The organism is Mycolicibacterium litorale, assembly GCF_010731695.1.
GTDB classification, from domain to species: Bacteria; Actinomycetota; Actinomycetes; order Mycobacteriales; family Mycobacteriaceae; genus Mycobacterium; species Mycobacterium litorale.
This window is the reverse complement of sequence record NZ_AP022586.1, coordinates 4,866,125-4,883,346: the sequence shown is the minus strand read 5'-3', so window position 1 is coordinate 4,883,346 and position 17,222 is coordinate 4,866,125. Positions and strand designations below refer to the sequence as shown.

17 protein-coding genes, 1 tRNA gene and 1 other RNA gene are annotated in these 17,222 nt (G+C 69.2%); 10 read left to right on the top strand and 9 right to left on the bottom strand.

Annotation, left to right across the window (positions count from 1 at the left end; all coding sequences use genetic code 11):
- Positions 1-81 precede the first annotated feature (81 nt).
- Positions 82-567: an NADPH-dependent FMN reductase gene (locus G6N30_RS23355; RefSeq protein WP_134057021.1), complete on the top strand. Its 486-nt coding sequence runs from the start codon at positions 82-84 to the stop codon at positions 565-567.
- Between the two features lie 9 nt (positions 568-576).
- Here the strand turns inward: G6N30_RS23355 and G6N30_RS23350 are convergent, their stop codons facing one another.
- Positions 577-1,569, bottom strand: coding sequence for a DEDDh family exonuclease (locus G6N30_RS23350; RefSeq protein ID WP_134057023.1), 993 nt, complete (start codon positions 1,567-1,569; stop codon positions 577-579).
- A 71-nt stretch (positions 1,570-1,640) separates the two neighbouring features.
- Between G6N30_RS23350 and G6N30_RS23345 the strand changes: the two genes are divergently transcribed.
- Together G6N30_RS23345 and G6N30_RS23340 are read left to right on the top strand one after the other, a co-directional pair.
- Positions 1,641-2,894 carry a Mur ligase family protein gene (locus G6N30_RS23345; RefSeq protein WP_134057025.1) on the top strand — a complete coding sequence of 418 codons (1,254 nt, stop codon included), beginning with the start codon at positions 1,641-1,643 and terminating at the stop codon, positions 2,892-2,894.
- Complete coding sequence (locus tag G6N30_RS23340) at positions 2,891-3,607, top strand: type 1 glutamine amidotransferase (RefSeq protein WP_134057027.1); 717 nt, start codon at positions 2,891-2,893, stop codon at positions 3,605-3,607. Before G6N30_RS23345 ends, G6N30_RS23340 begins: the two co-directional genes overlap by 4 nt.
- On the opposite strand, the gene G6N30_RS23335 is transcribed toward G6N30_RS23340, so the two are convergent.
- The 3 genes from G6N30_RS23335 to G6N30_RS23325 all read right to left on the bottom strand — a co-directional run bounded on the left by G6N30_RS23335 (position 3,604) and on the right by G6N30_RS23325 (position 5,580).
- The gene (locus G6N30_RS23335; protein WP_134057029.1) at positions 3,604-4,512 is read right to left on the bottom strand and encodes a type IV toxin-antitoxin system AbiEi family antitoxin; all 909 of its coding nucleotides are present in this window, start codon (positions 4,510-4,512) and stop codon (positions 3,604-3,606) included. The genes G6N30_RS23340 and G6N30_RS23335 overlap by 4 nt on opposite strands.
- A gap of 113 nt (positions 4,513-4,625) precedes the next feature.
- Positions 4,626-5,237 carry a recombination mediator RecR gene (gene recR, locus G6N30_RS23330; RefSeq protein ID WP_134057031.1) on the bottom strand — a complete coding sequence of 204 codons (612 nt, stop codon included), beginning with the start codon at positions 5,235-5,237 and terminating at the stop codon, positions 4,626-4,628.
- Positions 5,238-5,247: 10 nt separating this feature from the next.
- Positions 5,248-5,580, bottom strand: coding sequence for a YbaB/EbfC family nucleoid-associated protein (locus G6N30_RS23325; RefSeq protein WP_134057033.1), 333 nt, complete (start codon positions 5,578-5,580; stop codon positions 5,248-5,250).
- Positions 5,581-5,691: 111 nt separating this feature from the next.
- On the opposite strand from G6N30_RS23325, the gene G6N30_RS23320 reads away from it, so the two are divergent.
- Positions 5,692-6,447: an Rv3717 family N-acetylmuramoyl-L-alanine amidase gene (locus G6N30_RS23320; RefSeq protein WP_134057035.1), complete on the top strand. Its 756-nt coding sequence runs from the start codon at positions 5,692-5,694 to the stop codon at positions 6,445-6,447.
- Positions 6,448-6,452: 5 nt separating this feature from the next.
- On the opposite strand, the gene G6N30_RS23315 is transcribed toward G6N30_RS23320, so the two are convergent.
- Entirely contained in the window at positions 6,453-6,896 is a 444-nt protein-coding gene (locus tag G6N30_RS23315; protein WP_134057037.1) for an SRPBCC family protein, read from the bottom strand.
- Positions 6,897-6,959: 63 nt separating this feature from the next.
- Between G6N30_RS23315 and G6N30_RS23310 the strand changes: the two genes are divergently transcribed.
- Together G6N30_RS23310 and G6N30_RS23305 are read left to right on the top strand one after the other, a co-directional pair.
- Positions 6,960-8,339, top strand: a complete 1,380-nt coding sequence (locus G6N30_RS23310; RefSeq protein ID WP_134057039.1) for an FAD-binding oxidoreductase — start codon at positions 6,960-6,962, stop codon at positions 8,337-8,339.
- A 28-nt stretch (positions 8,340-8,367) separates the two neighbouring features.
- Entirely contained in the window at positions 8,368-9,663 is a 1,296-nt protein-coding gene (locus G6N30_RS23305; protein ID WP_134057041.1) for a class I SAM-dependent methyltransferase, read from the top strand.
- Positions 9,664-9,856: 193 nt separating this feature from the next.
- Here G6N30_RS23305 and G6N30_RS23300 read toward each other — a convergent pair whose 3' ends face one another.
- From G6N30_RS23300 to ffs, 3 genes are all read right to left on the bottom strand, one after another.
- Positions 9,857-11,758 (bottom strand): DNA polymerase III subunits gamma/tau, encoded by a 1,902-nt coding sequence (locus tag G6N30_RS23300; RefSeq protein WP_134057043.1) that lies wholly within the window; start codon positions 11,756-11,758, stop codon positions 9,857-9,859.
- 34 nt (positions 11,759-11,792) lie between these two features.
- Entirely contained in the window at positions 11,793-13,067 is a 1,275-nt protein-coding gene (locus tag G6N30_RS23295; RefSeq protein WP_134057045.1) for an aspartate aminotransferase type Ic, read from the bottom strand.
- Positions 13,068-13,102: 35 nt separating this feature from the next.
- An RNA gene (gene ffs, locus G6N30_RS23290) (signal recognition particle sRNA small type) lies at positions 13,103-13,199 on the bottom strand.
- Positions 13,200-13,267: 68 nt separating this feature from the next.
- Between ffs and G6N30_RS23285 the strand changes: the two genes are divergently transcribed.
- From G6N30_RS23285 to G6N30_RS23275, 3 genes are all read left to right on the top strand, one after another.
- Positions 13,268-13,353 (top strand) — tRNA-Ser (locus tag G6N30_RS23285).
- 71 nt (positions 13,354-13,424) lie between these two features.
- On the top strand, positions 13,425-14,216 hold the full coding sequence (locus tag G6N30_RS23280; RefSeq protein ID WP_134057047.1) for a lipid uptake coordinator LucA: 792 nt from the start codon (positions 13,425-13,427) through the stop codon (positions 14,214-14,216).
- A gap of 89 nt (positions 14,217-14,305) precedes the next feature.
- The gene (locus G6N30_RS23275) at positions 14,306-15,331 is read left to right on the top strand and encodes a S1C family serine protease (RefSeq protein WP_134057049.1); all 1,026 of its coding nucleotides are present in this window, start codon (positions 14,306-14,308) and stop codon (positions 15,329-15,331) included.
- A gap of 4 nt (positions 15,332-15,335) precedes the next feature.
- Here G6N30_RS23275 and G6N30_RS23270 read toward each other — a convergent pair whose 3' ends face one another.
- On the bottom strand, positions 15,336-15,989 hold the full coding sequence (locus tag G6N30_RS23270) for a TetR/AcrR family transcriptional regulator C-terminal domain-containing protein (RefSeq protein ID WP_134057051.1): 654 nt from the start codon (positions 15,987-15,989) through the stop codon (positions 15,336-15,338).
- Positions 15,990-16,066: 77 nt separating this feature from the next.
- Here G6N30_RS23270 and G6N30_RS23265 point away from each other — a divergent pair, with 77 nt between their 5' ends.
- Positions 16,067-17,128, top strand: coding sequence for an NAD(P)H-dependent amine dehydrogenase family protein (locus G6N30_RS23265; RefSeq protein ID WP_134057053.1), 1,062 nt, complete (start codon positions 16,067-16,069; stop codon positions 17,126-17,128).
- The last annotated feature ends 94 nt before the right edge of the window (positions 17,129-17,222 follow it).

Sequence of the window (17,222 nt, the reverse complement as noted above, 5' to 3'; positions counted from 1 at the left end):
CGAACGGCGGCCGAGGAAACGGAGACCTCGTTGACTGCGACAATGAGGCCGGTCGTTGCCGGCGAACTGGAGGATGCGTAGATGACGGTCGTAGTCGTAGGGAATCCAAAGCCGATGTCGCGCACGCGGGCGGCGGCCGAATTGGTCGCCGAGAAGTTGACCGGCGCGGCGCCCGAGCACGTGATCGACGTCGTCGACCTCGGCGCCGGGCTCCTCGGGTGGGGTGATCCGAATGTGGCCGCCGCCAAGGAGATCGTGAAGTCGGCCGACTCGCTGGTGGTGGCCTCCCCGACGTTCAAGGCGACCTACACCGGTCTGCTGAAACTCTTCCTCGACCAGTTCGGCGCGGGCGAACTGGGTCAGGTCACCACATTCCCGCTCATGCTCGGCGGATCGCCGACCCATGCGCTCGCGCCCGAACTGACGCTGCGGCCCGTGCTCGTCGAGATCGGCGCCAGTTGCCCGGCGCCGAGCCTCTACCTGATCGACTCCGAGTACGAGACGTCGCCGGAGCTGGACAAGTGGCTCGACGTCGCGCGGCGGTTCGTCCCGCACGCGTCGTCGTGATCACCGCGGTCAGAACAGGGCAAACTGGTCGCCCACCGTCGTCGGGTCGAAGAAGTCCTCGATACCGGTGCCGCCGACGACGTGGTCGAGTGCGCGCATGAACGCGGCGTCGGAGAGCACCGGCACCCCGAACTCGTGCGCCTGGTAGCCCTTGCCCTGTTCGACGTCGGGCTGATTGCACAGGACCAGTGAGGTCACCGGGTCCACGGTGTCGGAGTAGGCGAGCCCGGCGGTGATCATCCGCTCGATCAGTTCCTCGTGCGTGTGGGTGACCTCGGCCGCCACCGCGACCCGCATTCCCTTCACCAGCGGCCGGTCCGGAACGTAGCGGCCCGGGTTGAGGTACGGACACGGCATCCGCGCGGCCACCGACTTCAGCGGGTGCAGCTCGTCGTGGGTCACCCGGCCGTTGGGCCACCGCCGCCGGCTCACCGGACGCGTCGGCAGCCAGGCCCGCCGCTCCCGGGCCCGGGCCAGCGTCGGTTTGAGGATCTGGGCGAGCACCTGCGCGTCGTCGAGCGCATCGTGCGGTTTGAGCTGCGAGACACCCCAGTGCGCGGCGAGCGTCTCCAACCGCAGGTTCTCGGTGCCCAGATCGAGGCGACGGGCCAGTTCCACAGTGCACATCACCGAGTCGATGGGCAGCTCCGCGCCGACCAGTTCGGCCTCGGCGGTCAGGAACGAGTAGTCGAATCCGACGTTGTGCGCGACGAGCGTGCGCCCGCGCAGCAGCTCGGCCAGGTCGGCGACGACGTCGCCGAATTCGGGCGCGCCCTCCAGCATCGGCGCGGTCAACCCGTGCACGTGGGTGGGCCCGGGATCGACGCCCGGGTTGAGCAGCGTCGCCAGGCTCTGCTCGACGTTGCCGTCGTCCCCCACCGCCAGTGCGGCCAGGCTGACGATGCGCGCCTGCCCCGGCCGGAAACCCGACGTCTCGACATCGACGACGGCCCAGCCCGTACCGGTATCGACCGCCGGTCTTCCCCAGCTGTGGCTCACCACCTCAGCGTGGCACGCCCCTCCGACAATCCTCGGATCGCAGCGGTGCGTGTCGGGCACCTAAACTGCCGGGGATGGTCACCCCTCGAGGACGCGCCGCGCTGGCGGCCGGAGCCGCCGCCCGGTGGGCGTCACGCGTCACCGGCCGCGGTGCGGGCGCGATGATCGGCGGGCTCGTCGCGATGACGCTGGACCGGTCGATCCTCGGCCAGCTCGGCGCAGGCAGGCGCACGGTCGTCGTCACCGGCACGAACGGCAAGTCCACGACCACGCGGATGACCGCGGCGGCGCTGGCCACTGTCGGCCCGGTCGCCACCAACGCCGAAGGCGCGAACATGGACGCCGGCCTGGTCGCCGCGCTCGCCGCCGACCGCACCGCCGGGCTGGCGGCGCTCGAGGTCGACGAGATGCACGTGCCGCACGTGATGGATGCGGTGGACGCCGCGGTCGTCGTGCTCTTGAACCTGTCCCGCGACCAGCTCGACCGGGTCGGTGAGATCAACCACATCGAACGCACCCTGCGCGCGGGCCTGGCCCGTCATCCGTCCGCGGTCGTGGTCGCCAACTGCGACGACGTGCTGATGACGTCGGCGGCCTACGACAGCCCGAACGTGGTCTGGGTGGCCGCGGGCGGCAGCTGGGCCAACGATTCGGTGAGCTGCCCGCGCTCCGGCGAGATCATCGTCCGCGACGGCCTGGACTGGTATTCGACCGGCACCCTCACCGATGTCGGGCCCGGGGGCCCTCGGGCCTTCAAGCGGCCGACGCCGCAGTGGTGGTACGACGACACCCATCTCCACGGCCCCGACGGGCTGTCGCTGCCGATGACGCTGGCGCTGCCCGGTGCGGTGAACCGCGGCAACGCCGCGCAGGCCGTCGCCGCCGCGGTCACGCTCGGCGCGGACCCGGCCGCCGCGGTGGCCGCGGTGTCGGGAGTCGACGAGGTGGCCGGGCGGTACCGCACGGTGACGATCGGCGACCACACGGCACGGGTGCTGCTGGCCAAGAACCCCGCCGGCTGGCAGGAGGCGCTGTCGATGGTCGACAAGCACGGCGCCGGGGTGGTGATCGCAGTCAACGGGCAGGTCCCCGACGGCGAGGACCTGTCGTGGCTGTGGGACGTCCGGTTCGAGCACTTCGAGGACACCCAGGTGGTGGCCGCCGGTGAGCGCGGCACCGATCTCGCGGTGCGGCTCGGATACGCCGGCGTCGAGCACACACTGGTGCACGACACCGTCGCGGCGATCCGCTCGTGTCCCCCGGGTCACGTCGAGGTGATCGCGAACTACACGGCGTTCCTGCAACTGAACCGGCGGTTGGCACGATGAGCGACTCCACGGTGCGGATCGGGCTGGTGCTGCCCGACGTGATGGGCACCTACGGCGACGGCGGCAACTCGGTGGTGCTGCGGCAGCGGTTGCGCTTGCGCGGTATCGACGCCGAGGTCGTGGAGATCACGCTGGCCGATCCGGTGCCCGCGGAACTCGACCTGTACACCCTCGGCGGCGCGGAGGACTACGCGCAACGGCTGGCCACCAAACACCTGCAGCGTTATCCCGGCCTGCAGCAGGCAGCGGAACGCGGCGCGCCGGTGCTGGCGATCTGCGCGGCCATCCAGGTGCTCGGCCACTGGTACGAGACGTCGTCGGGTGAACGGGTCGACGGGGTGGGGATGCTCGACGTCACCACCTCACCGCAGCCTGCCCGCACGATCGGCGAAGTGGTGTCCCAACCGCTGGTCGACGGACTGTCCGAGAAGTTGACCGGCTTCGAGAATCACCGCGGTGGAACCACTCTGGGGCCGGCCGCGGCGCCGCTGGCCCGTGTCGAGAAGGGCGCGGGCAACCGCGAGGGCGACGGCGTCGACGGCGCGGTGCAGGGCAGCGTCGTCGCGACGTACCTGCACGGCCCCTGCCTGGCCCGCAACCCGCAGTTGGCGGACCACCTGCTGAGCAAGGTCGTCGGCGACCTGCCGCCGCTGGATCTCGACGAGGTGGCACGGCTGCGACGGGAACGGCTGGCGGCCCCGCGGCGGGCCTAGGCCGCCTCGTTGCGCCCAAACGAACGAACGGGCGCCAAATGCCGAGATGCCGCGGGCATTTCGTCGATCTCGGCGCGGCGCTTATACGCTTCGCGCACGCGGGCCAGTATCGCCGCCGGATGGTCTTCTTTGATCACCCGGATCACCTCCCACCCGCAGCGCCCGATTTTCTCCAGCCGCCGCATGTCCTTGACGTAGGCGGTCCGGTTCGTGCGGTGGTGGTCGCCGTCGTACTCGACGGCCAACTGTTGATCCCGCCACCCCATGTCGAGCCTGGCGAACGGCTCCCCGCAATCGTCGATCACCGGGATCTGCGTCTCGGGGATCGGAAAGCCGTCGTCGATCAGCAGCAGCCGCAGCCAACTCTCCCTCAGCGACTCCGCACCCGGGTCGATCAGCGGCAGCAGCTGCCGGAGTTGACGGACACCACGGACCGGGCCGTACCGGTCGGTCAACGCCGTCACCTCGCGTGGTTCGAACGGCGCCGCCCGCATCAGCGCGTCGAGTCGGCCCATGGCCGCGGCTCGCTTCTGATAGCGCCCCAGGTCGAACGCGGTACGCGCGCGCGTCGCCACCGGCACACCGTCGATTCGGGTCACCTCGTCATCGGCGACGCGGTCCATCCGCACCAGGAGACCGGCCTGCTTGCGTCGTTCGCGGACGAGGATTTCGATCGGTTCGTGATCGTCGACCCAGTCGGCGCCGTGCCACGCGGACGCCGCGACCCCGGTCACGATGCCGGTCCGGCCCGACGTCAACCAGGCGGCGACCGTCCGGTCGTGCAGCGTCGGGACCGCGTTCTTCGGGATGTACACACCACGGAATATCGGGCGATACCAGCGCCGCAGCTCGCTACGCGGCAAACCGACGCCGAGGGCCTCTGTGCCCAGGAATACCTCAGTCATGGCCGCATGGTCGTCGACGGGTCTGACACCCCCGCCGAGATCGACGAAATGGCGCGATCTACTCGCACAAATGCGCCCGTTTGTCCGTTTGGGCGAAAACGGCGAGCCGCGAATCAGGCCATCGCGCGGCGGCCGGCCAGTGCCCGGCCCAGGGTGAGCTCGTCGGCGAACTCGAGGTCGCCGCCCATCGGCAGCCCGGACGCGATCCGCGTCACGGACAGCCCGGGGATGTCGCGCAGCATCCGCACCAGGTACGTCGCCGTCGCCTCGCCCTCGGTGTTCGGGTCGGTGGCGATGATGACCTCGGCCACGTCGACGCCGTCGACCCGCTCGCCGATCCGGTTCAGCAGCTCACGGATGCGCAGCTGATCGGGCCCCACCCCGCTCAACGGGTCGAGTGCGCCGCCCAGCACGTGATAGCGGCCGCGGAACTCCCGCGTCCGCTCGACAGCCTGGACGTCCTTGGGCTCCTCGACCACGCACACCAGCGACGCGTCGCGCCGTGGGTCGCTGCAGATGCGGCAGCGGTCCGCGTCGGAGACGTTGCCGCACACCTCGCAGAACTTGACCCCGTCGCGGATCCGGTTGAGCACGGCGGTCAGCCGGTCGATGTCGGGCGGCTCCACGCTCAACAGGTGAAAGGCGATGCGCTGCGCGCTCTTCGGTCCGATACCCGGCAGCTTGCCGAGCTCGTCGATCAGATCCTGTACGGGGCCCTCAAACATGCGGGAACAACTACAGCCCCGGGATGCCCAGGCCGCCCATCCCGCCTGCGAGCGGCCCGAGCCGGTCGTGCGCGAGGATGGTGACCTGCTTGGCGGCGTCGGCGATCGCACCGACGATCAGATCCTGCAGCGTCTCCACGTCGTCGGGGTCGACGACCTTGGGGTCGATCGCGACGGAGACGACCTCACCGCTGCCCCTCATCGTCACCTGCACCAGACCGCCCCCGGCCTGACCGTGCACCTCGGAGTTCGCGAGCGACTCCTGTGCCTCCATCAGCTGCTGCTGCATCTGCTGCGCCTGGGCGAGGAGTGCCGACATATCGGGCTGGCCACCGGGTTGCATGACTGGTCCCCTTGCGTGTTGATGTCGCGTTGGTCTCGACTTGGTTTCTCTCGCCCGTATCCGGCGCTTTGGGCTTTAAGCGTAGTCCGCGCCCGGGCTACGGTGGCGCCCGTGCCTGCCCGCCTGCGTGTCGGAGCCGCGATCGCCACCAGCCTGCTCGTCGCCGCCTCGACTTTCGCCACGACGACGTTCGCCGCCCCCGCCTCCGCCGCGCCCGCCAACATCGCCGGCAAGATCGTGTTCCTCGATCCCGGACACAACGGCGCCAACGACGCCTCGATCAGCAGGCAGGTGCCCACCGGCCGCGGCGGCACCAAGGACTGCCAGGCCAGCGGCACCTCGACCGAGGATGGCTATCCCGAGCACACGTTCGCGTGGGACACCACGCTGCGCATCCGGGCCGCGCTGACCGCACTCGGGGTGCGCACCGCGATGTCGCGCGGGAACGACAACGCGCTGGGACCGTGCGTCGACGAGCGGGCCGCGCTGGCCAACTCGGTGCGCCCGAACGCGATCGTGTCGGTGCACGCCGACGGCGGCCCGCCGACCGGCCGCGGATTCCACGTGTTGTACTCGTCGCCCCCGCTCAACGACGCGCAGGCCGGTCCGGCGGTGCAGTTCGCCCGCATCATGCGCGATCAGCTGTCCGGGTCCGGATTCGTGCCGTCGACCTACATCGGTTCGGGCGGGCTCAATCCGCGCAGCGACATCGCCGGCCTCAACCTCGCGCAGTACCCGTCGATCCTGGTCGAACTGGGCAACATGAAGAACCCGGCCGATTCCGCGGTGATGAAGACCGCCGAGGGCAGGCAGCGCTACGCCGACGCGGTCGTGCGCGGTATCGCGGCGTTCCTGGCGTTGTCCTGACGGGGTCAGGCGCCCTTCTCGACCTCACGCTTGAGGTTGTCGAGCACCTGCGCCTGGATCTTCTTCAGCCCGAGCGGCGCGAACGTCTTCTCGAAGAAGCCCTTGACGCCACCGGCGCCGGTCCACGACGTCTTGACCGTGACCGACGACCCCGCGCCCGCGGGCGCGACGGTGTAGTTGGTCACCAGCGTCGAAGTGGCGTCCTTCTCGATCACGGTATGACCGGCCACGTCGACGCTGGCCTTGACGTCGCGCACCCGCGACTTGGTGGCCTGCAGTTTCCAGGTGGCGACGGTGCCGGCACCCTGGCCACCCTCGAGCACCCGGTAGTCGCGGTAGTGCTCGGAGAGGATCTTCGGGCGGACGGTCTGATAGTCGGCGACGGCCGCCAGCACTGCCGCGGGCTCGGCGTTGATCATGACGGTGCTGGACGCGCTGACCTGTCCCATGATGTGACACTCCTTCGTCGCGGTGCGGTCGCATCGGCTGCGGCCGCGGACTAGCGTATATCCGTGTCTGTTGTCCCGACCGACGCACGGGCTGCTCACGCCGCAGGCGTGGAGCGGCTACTCGCCAGCTACCGGGCGATTCCGCCGACCGCCACCGTGCGTCTCGCCAAACCAACCTCCAACCTGTTCCGGGCACGCGCGAAGGCCACCGCCAAGGGTCTCGACGTGTCCGGCCTGACCGATGTGATCGCCGTCGACCCCGACGCCCGCACCGCCGACGTCGCCGGCATGTGCACCTACGAGAACCTGGTCGCCGCGACGCTGCCGTACGGACTGGCCCCACTGGTGGTGCCGCAGCTCAAGACCATCACGCTCGGCGGGGCGGTGACGGGGCTGGGCATCGAGTCGACGTCGTTCCGCAACGGTCTGCCGCACGAGTCGGTGCTGGAGATGGACATCCTCACCGGCACGGGCGAGGTGATCACCGCGAATCGAGACCTGTGCTCGGACCTCTTTCATGCGTTTCCCAACTCCTACGGCACGCTCGGGTACTCGGTGCGGCTGAAGATCGAGCTCGAACCGGTCAAACCGTTCGTCGCGCTGCGTCATCTGCGCTTCACCTCGCTGACCGAACTGGTCGAGACGATGGATCGCATCGTCGAAACGCGCGGTCTCGACGGTGACCCTGTCGACTACCTCGACGGTGTGGTGTTCAGCGCCGACGAGAGCTACCTGTGTGTGGGCGTGCGGACGTCGACGCCGGGCCCGGTCAGCGACTACACCGGCCAGCAGATCTACTACCGCTCCATCCAGCACGAGAGCGGTGAGAAGCACGACCGGCTAACCATCCTTGACTACCTGTGGCGCTGGGACACGGACTGGTTCTGGTGCTCGCGGGCTTTCGGGGCGCAGAACCCGAGGATCCGGCGGTTCTGGCCGCACCGCTACCGCCGGAGCAGCTTCTACTGGAAGCTCATCGGCTACGACCAGCGGTTCGACATCGCCGACCGCATCGAGAAGCGCAACGGCCGGCCGCCCCGGGAACGCGTCGTGCAGGACATCGAGGTACCGATCGGCCGCACCGCCGAGTTCCTCGACTGGTTCTTGAAGAATGTGCCCATCGAACCGATCTGGCTGTGCCCGTTGCGGTTACGCGATGACAGCAGCTGGCCGCTGTACCCGATCCGTCCGCGGCACACCTACGTCAACGTCGGCTTCTGGTCGTCGGTGCCGGTCGGGCCCGAGGAGGGCCACACGAACAGGCTCATCGAGCGCAAGGTCAGTGAACTCGACGGTCACAAATCGCTGTACTCGGACGCGTACTACTCCGAGGACGAGTTTCACGAACTGTACGGAGGCGAGACGTACAAGACGGTCAAGAAGGCCTACGACCCCGACTCCCGTCTGCTCGACCTCTATGCCAAGGCGGTGCAGAGAAGATGAACACGTGCGCGAAGAGTAGGGACCTGCGATGACGAAACGTGTACCGGAACAGAAGCTGACGCTGGCCGAGATCCTCGAGATCTTCGTCGCCGGCGAGGAACCGTTGAAATTCAGCGCCTATGACGGCAGCACCGCCGGCCCGGCGGACGCCACGCTCGGCCTCGAATTGAAGACGCCCCGCGGCACCACCTATCTGGCCACCGCGCCGGGCGATCTGGGCCTGGCGCGTGCGTACGTGTCCGGTGACCTCGACCTCGTCGGTGTGCATCCCGGCGATCCGTACGATCTGCTCCACGCGCTGACCGCGAAAATGGATTTCAAGCTGCCGCCGCCCAGGGTGCTGGCGAACATCGTGCGCTCCATCGGGATCGAACACCTCAAGCCGATCGCGCCGCCGCCGCAGGAGACGCTGCCCCGCTGGCGCCGCATCGCGGAAGGACTGCGGCACAGCAAGACCCGCGACGCCGAAGTCATCCACCACCACTACGACGTGTCGAATGCGTTCTACGAGTGGGTGCTCGGCCCGTCGATGACCTACACCTGCGCGTGCTACCCCAGCCCCGACGCGACACTCGAAGAAGCGCAGGAGAACAAGTACCGGCTGGTGTTCGAGAAGCTGCGGCTGCAGCCCGGCGACCGCTTGCTCGACGTCGGCTGCGGCTGGGGCGGCATGGTGCGGCACGCGGCACGTCACGGCGTGAAGGCCGTCGGTGTCACCTTGTCGAAGGAACAGGCGCTGTGGGGGCAGAAGGCGATCGCCGACGAGGGCCTGACCGACCTGGCGGAGATTCGGCACGGCGATTACCGCGACGTGCGCGAGATCGGGTTCGACGCCGTGTCGTCGATCGGGCTGACCGAACACATCGGCGTGCACAACTACCCGTCGTATTTCCGGTTCCTGCAGTCGAAGCTGCGCCACGGCGGCCTGTTGCTCAACCACTGCATCACCCGACCGGACAACCGCTCCGCGCCGACAGCGGGCGGATTCATCGACCGCTACGTGTTCCCCGACGGTGAGCTCACCGGGTCCGGCCGCATCATCACCGAGGCGCAGGACGTCGGCCTCGAGGTGGTGCACGAGGAGAACCTGCGGCACCACTACGCGCTGACGCTGCGCGACTGGTGCCGCAACCTCGTCGAGCACTGGGACGAGGCGGTCGCCGAGGTGGGGCTGGGCACCGCGAAGGTGTGGGGGCTCTACATGGCGGGCTCGCGGCTGGGCTTCGAGACGAACATCGTTCAGCTACACCAGGTTTTGGCGGTCAAGCTGGACGAGCGCGGTAACGACGGCGGGCTGCCGTTGCGGCCGTGGTGGTCGGCCTAGGCGTGCTTGCGCCGAGTGTGTAACCACGGCGAGTTTCGTGGGGAAATCCAGCCGTGTGGACACACTCGGCGCCGTCACGACACATTCGATGCGTGGCCGGTCGAGAGGCCTTCGCGAGGCTGAAGCTACACAGCGCTTTTGCGAGTAGGGGCTGCGAGGTTTCAGTCTCGCGCCCACTCGTGCCCCCGCCGGTCTAACTGCCTTCGATTCGGCGGGCACCGAGTTCGTTCTGCAGCAGTTCGAGCGCGGCTTCCTCCGGATCACGCCGCGGACCGGCGTCCTCGTGAACCGCTTCGGCGAGCATGCTCTCTTCATCGTCCTCCGGCGGCGGAGGCGGAGCGACGGGTGCCGAACGAACCGGCTCCGCGGGAGCATTCGCCGGCGCGCCGCCGGCTTCGCAGTGGATCTTCCAGTTCACGCCGAGCGCATCCTTGAGCGCCTCGCGGATGACGTCGGAGTTCCGTTGTTCGACAAGTCGTTTCGCCAGCGGCGCGGACTCGTGGCTCAGCACCAGCGTGTCGTTCTCCACCGCGCGCACGATGGCGCCGGCGAGCATCACGTCGATGGTGCGGCTGCGCTGCCTCACCTTCTCCCGAACCGTGGTCCACATGCTGCGCACGGCCGCGGCGTTGGGTGCACCGGCCGCCGGGGGCGCCGTCGCAGGCACCTCGACCACCGGGTCAGCGGGCGGGCGCACCGGAGGCGGCGACGGTGGAGTCGGCTCGGCGGACGGTGGCGTCGGCTCGGGCCGCGACACCGGTTCCGGAGCCGGCGGAGGCGGGGTGGGCGGAGGAGTCGCCGGACGCGGCGCAGGCTCCGGACGCGGCGCAGGCGCCGGCTCGGTCGGCGCGGGTGCGTCCTGCGCCTGGCTTCTGCGCATGAACGTCTTGCCCGGCTCCGCCGCACGGGTGACCGCAGGCATGTCCGAGGCCGGGATCGACATGTCGAGGCGGGTTTCGATGCGCTCGACCCGTTGCAGCAGAGCCGATTCCGTATCGCTGGCGGACGGCAGCAACAGCCGCGCGCACACCACCTCGAGCAGCAACCGGGGAGCGGTGGCGCCGCGCATCTCCCCCAGCCCGGCGTGCACCACCTCCGCATAGCGGGCCAGCGTCGCGGCCCCCAGCCGGGCGGCCTGGTCCCGCATCCGGTCGAGAACGTCACCGGGCGCGTCGACCACCCCGCGCGCGGCGGCGTCGGGCACCGCCTGCAGCACGATGAGATCGCGGAAACGCTCGAGCAGATCCGTGGCGAACCGGCGCGGATCGTGTCCGGCGTCGATCACGGATTCCACGGCACCGAACAGTGCGGCGGCGTCACCGGCGGCCAGCGCGTCGACCGCGTCGTCGATCAGCGCGACGTCGGTGGCGCCCAGCAGCGCCAGCGCGCGGCCGTACTCGACCCGGTCGCCGGAAGCCCCGGCAAGCAACTGGTCGAGCACCGAGAGCGTGTCGCGCGGTGAACCGCCGCCGGCGCGGATCACCAACGGATACACCGCGTCGTCGACGGTGACGCCTTCGTCGGCGCAGATGCGCTCCAGCAACGTCCGCATCGTCTTGGGCGCCAACAGCCGGAACGGGTAGTGGTGGGTGCGCGACCGGATCGTCGGCAGCACCTTCTCCGGTTCGGTGGTGGCGAACACGAAGATCAGGTGCTCCGGCGGCTCCTCGACGATCTTGAGCAGCGCGTTGAAGCCGGCCGTGGTGACCATGTGCGCTTCGTCGACGATGAAGATGCGGTAGCGCGACTGCGCCGGGGCGTAGAACGCGCGGTCACGCAGTTCGCGGGTGTCGTCGACACCGCCGTGACTGGCGGCGTCGAGTTCGGTGACGTCCATGTTGCCCGGCCCGTTCGGCGCCAGCGCGACACACGAGTCACACGTGCCACACGGCGTCGGGGTCGGCCCCTGCGAGCAGTTCAGCGAACGGGCCAGGATGCGCGCCGACGACGTCTTTCCGCAGCCCCGCGGACCGGAGAACAGGTAGGCGTGGTTGATCCGGCCCGCCGAGAGCGCGGTGGACAGCGGCTCGGTGACATGTTCCTGCCCGACCACCTCCGCGAAGGTCGCCGGTCGGTACTTGCGGTAGAGCGCCACGGTCAGCAGGCTACCGACGGCATACGACGGATGGTCAACCGAGCAGCGACTCGGTGGCGGCCAGCAGCGCGCACGTCGCCAGACCGTCGATGGCCCCCCGCAGGTCGTCCAACGACGGGAACGACGGGGCGATCCGGATGTTCTTGTCCTCCGGATCTTTTCGGTACGGGAACGCCGACCCGGCTTCGGTCACCGCGATCCCCGCGTCCTTGGCCAGCGCAACCGTGCGCCTGGCGGTCCCCGGCCATACGTCGAGGCTGACGAAGTAGCCGCCCTTGGGGTCCGTCCACGAGGCGATCTTCGACTCGCCGAGGCGGTCCTCGAGGATCTCGCCGACGAGCGCGAACTTGGGCGCCAGCAGTTCGCGGTGGCGTTGCATGTGCAGGCGCACGCCGTCGGCGTCACCGAAGAACTTCAGGTGCCGCAACTGGTTGAGCTTGTCCGGGCCGATCGACTTCTTCCCCGCGTGCTGCAGGTACCACGCGATGTTGCCCAGCGAGCCGCCGAGGAAGCTCACACCCGCCCCGGCGAAGGTGATCTTGCTGGTCGAGGCGAACACCAGCGGCCGGTTCTGGTTGCCCGCCGCGGCCGCCAGGCCGAGGACGTCGACCTGGCGCACGAACTCAGGGGTCAGCGTGTGCACCGCGTAGGCGTTGTCCCAGAAGATGCGGAAATCACTTGCGGCGGTGCGCATCTGAACCAGCCGACGGACCACCTCCCAGGAGTAGGTGATGCCGGTGGGGTTGCCGAACACCGGCACGCACCACATGCCCTTGATGGCCGGGTCGGCGGCGACGAGTTCCTCGATCAGGTCGACGTCGGGCCCGTCCTCGCGCATCGGCACGGGCAGCATCTCGATCCCCAAGTTCTCGGTGAGCGCGAAGTGCCGGTCGTAACCGGGGGCCGGGCAGAGGAACTTGACGACGGGCTCGTCTTTCCACGGCTTGGGTGAGTCGACGCCGCCGTACAGCAGCGAGAACACCACCGTGTCGTGCATCAGCTCGAGGCTGGCGTTGTTGCCGGCGATCAGGTTGGGCACCGGGATGCCGAGCAGTTCGCCGAAGATCGCGCGCAGTTCGGGCAGCCCGTGCAGGCCGCCGTAGTTGCGGACGTCGGTGCCGTCGCTGTCTTTGAAGGTGTCCCTGCCCGGGAGTTCGAGCAGCGCATTGGACAGGTCGAGCTGCTCCGGCGACGGCTTCCCGCGCGTCAGGTCCAGGTGCAGACCCTTGGCCTGCAGCTCGGCGTAGGCGCGCCGCTGCTGCTCATGCTGGGCGGTCAGATCGTCGCGGCTGAGAGAGTGGAACGACACCGCGAGCCTTTCACCAGGACAACCGGGAGACAGAAATCAAGGGGACCCCGCGCACCCGCCAGAGCCCGTTGACCCTTGCTGCCTTCCGGCCCTGGGGGAGTTCACAGGATGGACGCCGCGCGGGGTCCGACCTGAGTGTAATACCCGCCTCGGGGGCCATCGCGACGGGCGCGGTCGGCTCGTCGGCTACCATTGCCCGCGGAGGATTCGCCTAGTGGCCTATGGCGCTCGCCTGGAACGCGGGTTGGGTTAACAGCCCTCAGGGGTTCAAATCCCCTATCCTCCGCACTCGGCCCGGGGTGCGGTCAGAGATCGAGGTCCTGATCGCACCGCCGGCCACCAATCTCGAGGAGGAGTATGCGGCGCTCGGTCGCGGTCATCTGGCACGCATCGTTCTCCGTCATCGCTGCAGTTCTGTACTTCTTCTTCGTCCTGCCGCGCTGGTTCGAGCTGATGGGTTCGACGTCGCACACGCTCGGCACGGTGTTGCGCATCGTCACCGCGGCGCTGATCGGTCTGGCCGCGCTCCCCGTGGTGTTCACACTGCTGCGCACGCGCAGGCCGGAGTACGGCACACCGCAGCTGGCGCTTCGGCTGCGGATCGCGTCGATCGCGCTGCACGTGCTGGCCGCCGCGTTGATCCTGGGCGCGGCGATCAGCGAGATCTGGCTGGACCTCGACTCCGCCGGGCCGTGGCTGTTCGGCATCTACGGCGCGGCCGCAGCGATTGCGCTGCTCGGCATCTTCGGCTTCTACCTGGCGTTTGTCGCCGAGATGCCGCCGCCACCGCCCAAACCGCTCAAGCCCAAGGCCAAGACCGGGCGCCGTGGCCGTCGCAAGGCCGCGCAAGAAGCCACCACCGACGAGGCGACGGCTGACGAAGCCACCACCGAGGACGCCGAACTGGCGGAGTCCGACCACGCCGCGGAACCGGCGGCGACGCCCACCGACACCTCCGACTCCGACACCTCCGAGTCCGAGTCCTCCGAGTCCTCCGAGTCGGCGTTAACCGGAGCCGCGTCCGAGGCCGACACCAGCGAAGCCGAACCCGCCGGCAACGGCCGGTTGCGCAACCGGCGCCCGTCCGGCAAGGGTGATTCTCCGCGCCGACGCCGCCGTTCGCGCGGCGGTATCGCGCTCGAAGACTGAGGTCAGAACCCTCACTTCGACACCTCGGTAGCTGATCACGAAGAATGTCATCAGAACCCGAGTTATAAATCGTCGTCGAAGGGCAATTCATGGGCATGCTCCGTCTTCGTTGGCTGTCCGTGCTGTCGGTCGTCCTGGCCACGGCGCTCGCGCTGGTCATGCCACTCTCCCCAGCCACATCGAGCGCCGCACCGGCCGATCCGCTCGCGGCCGCAGCCGCCGTCGAGCCCGCCGTGGCACGCATCGACACCGAGATCGACTACCAGAACGCCTTCGGGGCGGGCACCGGCATCGTGCTCGACCCGGGCGGCCAGGTACTGACGAACTACCACGTCGTCCAGGGGGCCGACCGCATCAGCGCCACCGTCGCGGGCCGCAACTTCCCGGCCGAGCTGATCGGCTACGACCGCGGGCGGGACATCGCGGTGATCCAGTTGCTCGGGGCGGGCGGGCTGCCGGTCGCCCCGATCGGCGACTCGGCGGCGCTGGCCGCCGGTGAACCCGTCGTCGCTCTCGGCAACGCCGAAGGTTCCGCGGCCCCGTTGACCCGTGAGGTCGGCAGCGTCACCGCGTTCGGCCGCACCGTGCAGGCCGAGGATTCGCTGACCGGCGCCTCCGACGAACTGAACGGGCTGATCGAGTTCGCCGCGCCGGTGCGTGCCGGTGATTCGGGTGGCCCGGTGGTGAACGGTGCCGGCCAGGTGGTCGGCATCACGACCGCCGCGTCGGTGAGTTACCGGATGGGCCCCGGCGGTAAGGGCTTCGCGATCCCGATCAACGATGCAATCGGCGTCGCCAACCAGATCCGCTCCCGGGTTCCGTCGGACACCGTCCACATCGGTCCGCCCGCGCTGCTGGGCGTCGGTGTCCGTACCGCGCCGAGCGATGTGCCGGGTGTGCTGATCCAGGAGGTGCTGCGGGGCGGGCCCGCCGAAGCGGCCGGTCTGATGGACGGCGACGTGCTGATCGCCATCAACGGCACCCGCCTCCAGTCCGCGACCGCGCTGACCTACACCTTGGACCGGTTCTACCCGGGCAACGTCGTCGACATCACGTGGATCGACCGCGCCGGCCAGGAACGCACGGGCAAGGCCACGCTGGCCCCCGGCCCCTGACGGATCACGGCGTCGTCGCCAACAGGCGCTCCAGACCGGCGATCGCCAGGTCGAGTTCGAACGCGAACTGACCGTCGTCCGGTGACGGGGCGGCGGCAAGGACCCGGCGCAGCGCCGGATAGTCGGTGTCCGCCGACCGCTCCAGGGCGGCTCGGGTCTGGGCCTGGTGGAAGTCCCGCACCGAGCTGCGCAGGGTGTCATGGGCTGCGGACTGCGCGATGTTCGCGACGGCGGTGACGCCGCGGCGGGCGTCGTCGGGGGCGAATCCGGCACTCAGCATGGCGGCCAGCACCCGCTCGGCAAGCGCGAGGACCGCGACCGCGCCGACCCCGCTGAACGGCATCTGGTCGACGCCCTCCCCCACCTGGACGATGCCGTCCCGGAACGCGAACGCGTACGCGCGCAGGACCGCCCGCCAGTCGCCGTCGTCGGGCAGCCGCACCCGCTGCAGTTCGTGGTCGAAACGGTCGAGGACGACGAGGGTGAGCAGGCCCTGGCGATTCCCGACGTAGTAGTGCAGGGCTTTGCGGCTCACACCGAGTTCGTCGGCGACGGCCTGCATGGTGAGCTGCGGGCCTGCGGCCCGGCGCGCGGCGGCGACGATCTGCTCGCGGTTGATGCGGGCCGGGCGGCCCCGCGCCCGACGCTCGTCTCCCACGGACTCAGCCTACGCAGCGGGCGATGAATTTTCGCCGATCGGTAAAAAAGCGGTGTCCCGCGTCCTAGCCTGAGCGAGTGCCAAACACTCCCTATCGGGTCGTCCAGTGGACGACCGGCAATGTCGGAAAGAGCTCCGTCGCGGCGATCGCCGCGAACCCGAACCTCGAACTCGTCGGCTGCTACGCCTGGTCGGCGGAGAAGGTCGGCCGCGACGTCGGCGAACTGGTGGGCATCGAGCCGCTCGGCATCAGCGCCACCGACGACGTCGAGGCGCTTCTCGCGCTGAAACCCGATGTCGTGGTGTACAACCCGATGTGGATCGATGTCGACGAACTCGTGCGCATCCTGGAAGCCGGCGTGAACGTCGTCGCCACCGCATCGTTCATCACCGGCCACAACCAGGGCGAGGGACGCGACCGGATCGCCCGGGCGTGTGAGCGCGGCGGGGCGACGATGTTCGGGTCCGGCATCAGCCCGGGCTACGTCAACCAGCTGGCGATCGTCGCCGCGGGCATCTGCGACCGCGTCGACAAGGTGACCGTCAACGAGGCGGCCGACACCACGTTCTACGACTCACCCGCCACCGAGAAGCCCGTCGGCTTCGGGCAGCCGATCGATCATCCGGAGCTGCAGGCGATGACCGCGCACGGCACCGGCGTCTTCGGTGAGGCGGTGCGCATGATCGGTGACGCGCTGGGCGTGCAGTTCGACGAGGTCCGCTGCGACGCCGAGTACGCCAAGACCACGGAAGATCTCGACCTCGGGTCGTGGACCATTCCGGCGGGCGGGGTGGCCGGGGTGTTCGTCAGCTGGAAGGGCGTCGTCGCGGGCACCACCCGGGTGGAGCTGACCCTGCGGTGGCGTAAGGGACAGACACTGGAGCCGGACTGGCAGATCGATCAGGACGGCTGGGTGATCGAGGTCGCGGGACGACCCACGGTGACGATGAAGGTGGGCTTCCTGCCGCCCCCGGATTTCGAGGCCACCACGCTCGAGGAGTTCATGGTGCTCGGTCACATCATGACCGCGACCCCACCGCTCAACGCGATACCCGCGGTTGTCGCGGCCCCTCCCGGCATCGTGACCTACACGGATTTGCCGCTGATTCTGCCGCGCGGAGTGGTGCCCGTTAGCTGAATGTGCGCCGGTGAGGACGGTGCGGGCCGACCGAATTAGAACAGCTAACCGTTCTACGCTCGAAACCTGATCAGAAGATTAACGTTTCGTGACA

Coding starts and splice junctions, on each gene's coding strand:
- G6N30_RS23355 (WP_134057021.1), top strand. CDS start 82: ATGACGGTCGTAGTCGTAGGGAATCCAAAGCCGATGTCGCGCACGCGG.
- G6N30_RS23345 (WP_134057025.1), top strand. CDS start 1,641: ATGGTCACCCCTCGAGGACGCGCCGCGCTGGCGGCCGGAGCCGCCGCC.
- G6N30_RS23340 (WP_134057027.1), top strand. CDS start 2,891: ATGAGCGACTCCACGGTGCGGATCGGGCTGGTGCTGCCCGACGTGATG.
- G6N30_RS23335 (WP_134057029.1), bottom strand. CDS start 4,512: ATGACTGAGGTATTCCTGGGCACAGAGGCCCTCGGCGTCGGTTTGCCG.
- recR (WP_134057031.1), bottom strand. CDS start 5,237: ATGTTTGAGGGCCCCGTACAGGATCTGATCGACGAGCTCGGCAAGCTG.
- G6N30_RS23325 (WP_134057033.1), bottom strand. CDS start 5,580: ATGCAACCCGGTGGCCAGCCCGATATGTCGGCACTCCTCGCCCAGGCG.
- G6N30_RS23315 (WP_134057037.1), bottom strand. CDS start 6,896: ATGGGACAGGTCAGCGCGTCCAGCACCGTCATGATCAACGCCGAGCCC.
- G6N30_RS23305 (WP_134057041.1), top strand. CDS start 8,368: ATGACGAAACGTGTACCGGAACAGAAGCTGACGCTGGCCGAGATCCTC.
- G6N30_RS23280 (WP_134057047.1), top strand. CDS start 13,425: ATGCGGCGCTCGGTCGCGGTCATCTGGCACGCATCGTTCTCCGTCATC.
- G6N30_RS23275 (WP_134057049.1), top strand. CDS start 14,306: ATGGGCATGCTCCGTCTTCGTTGGCTGTCCGTGCTGTCGGTCGTCCTG.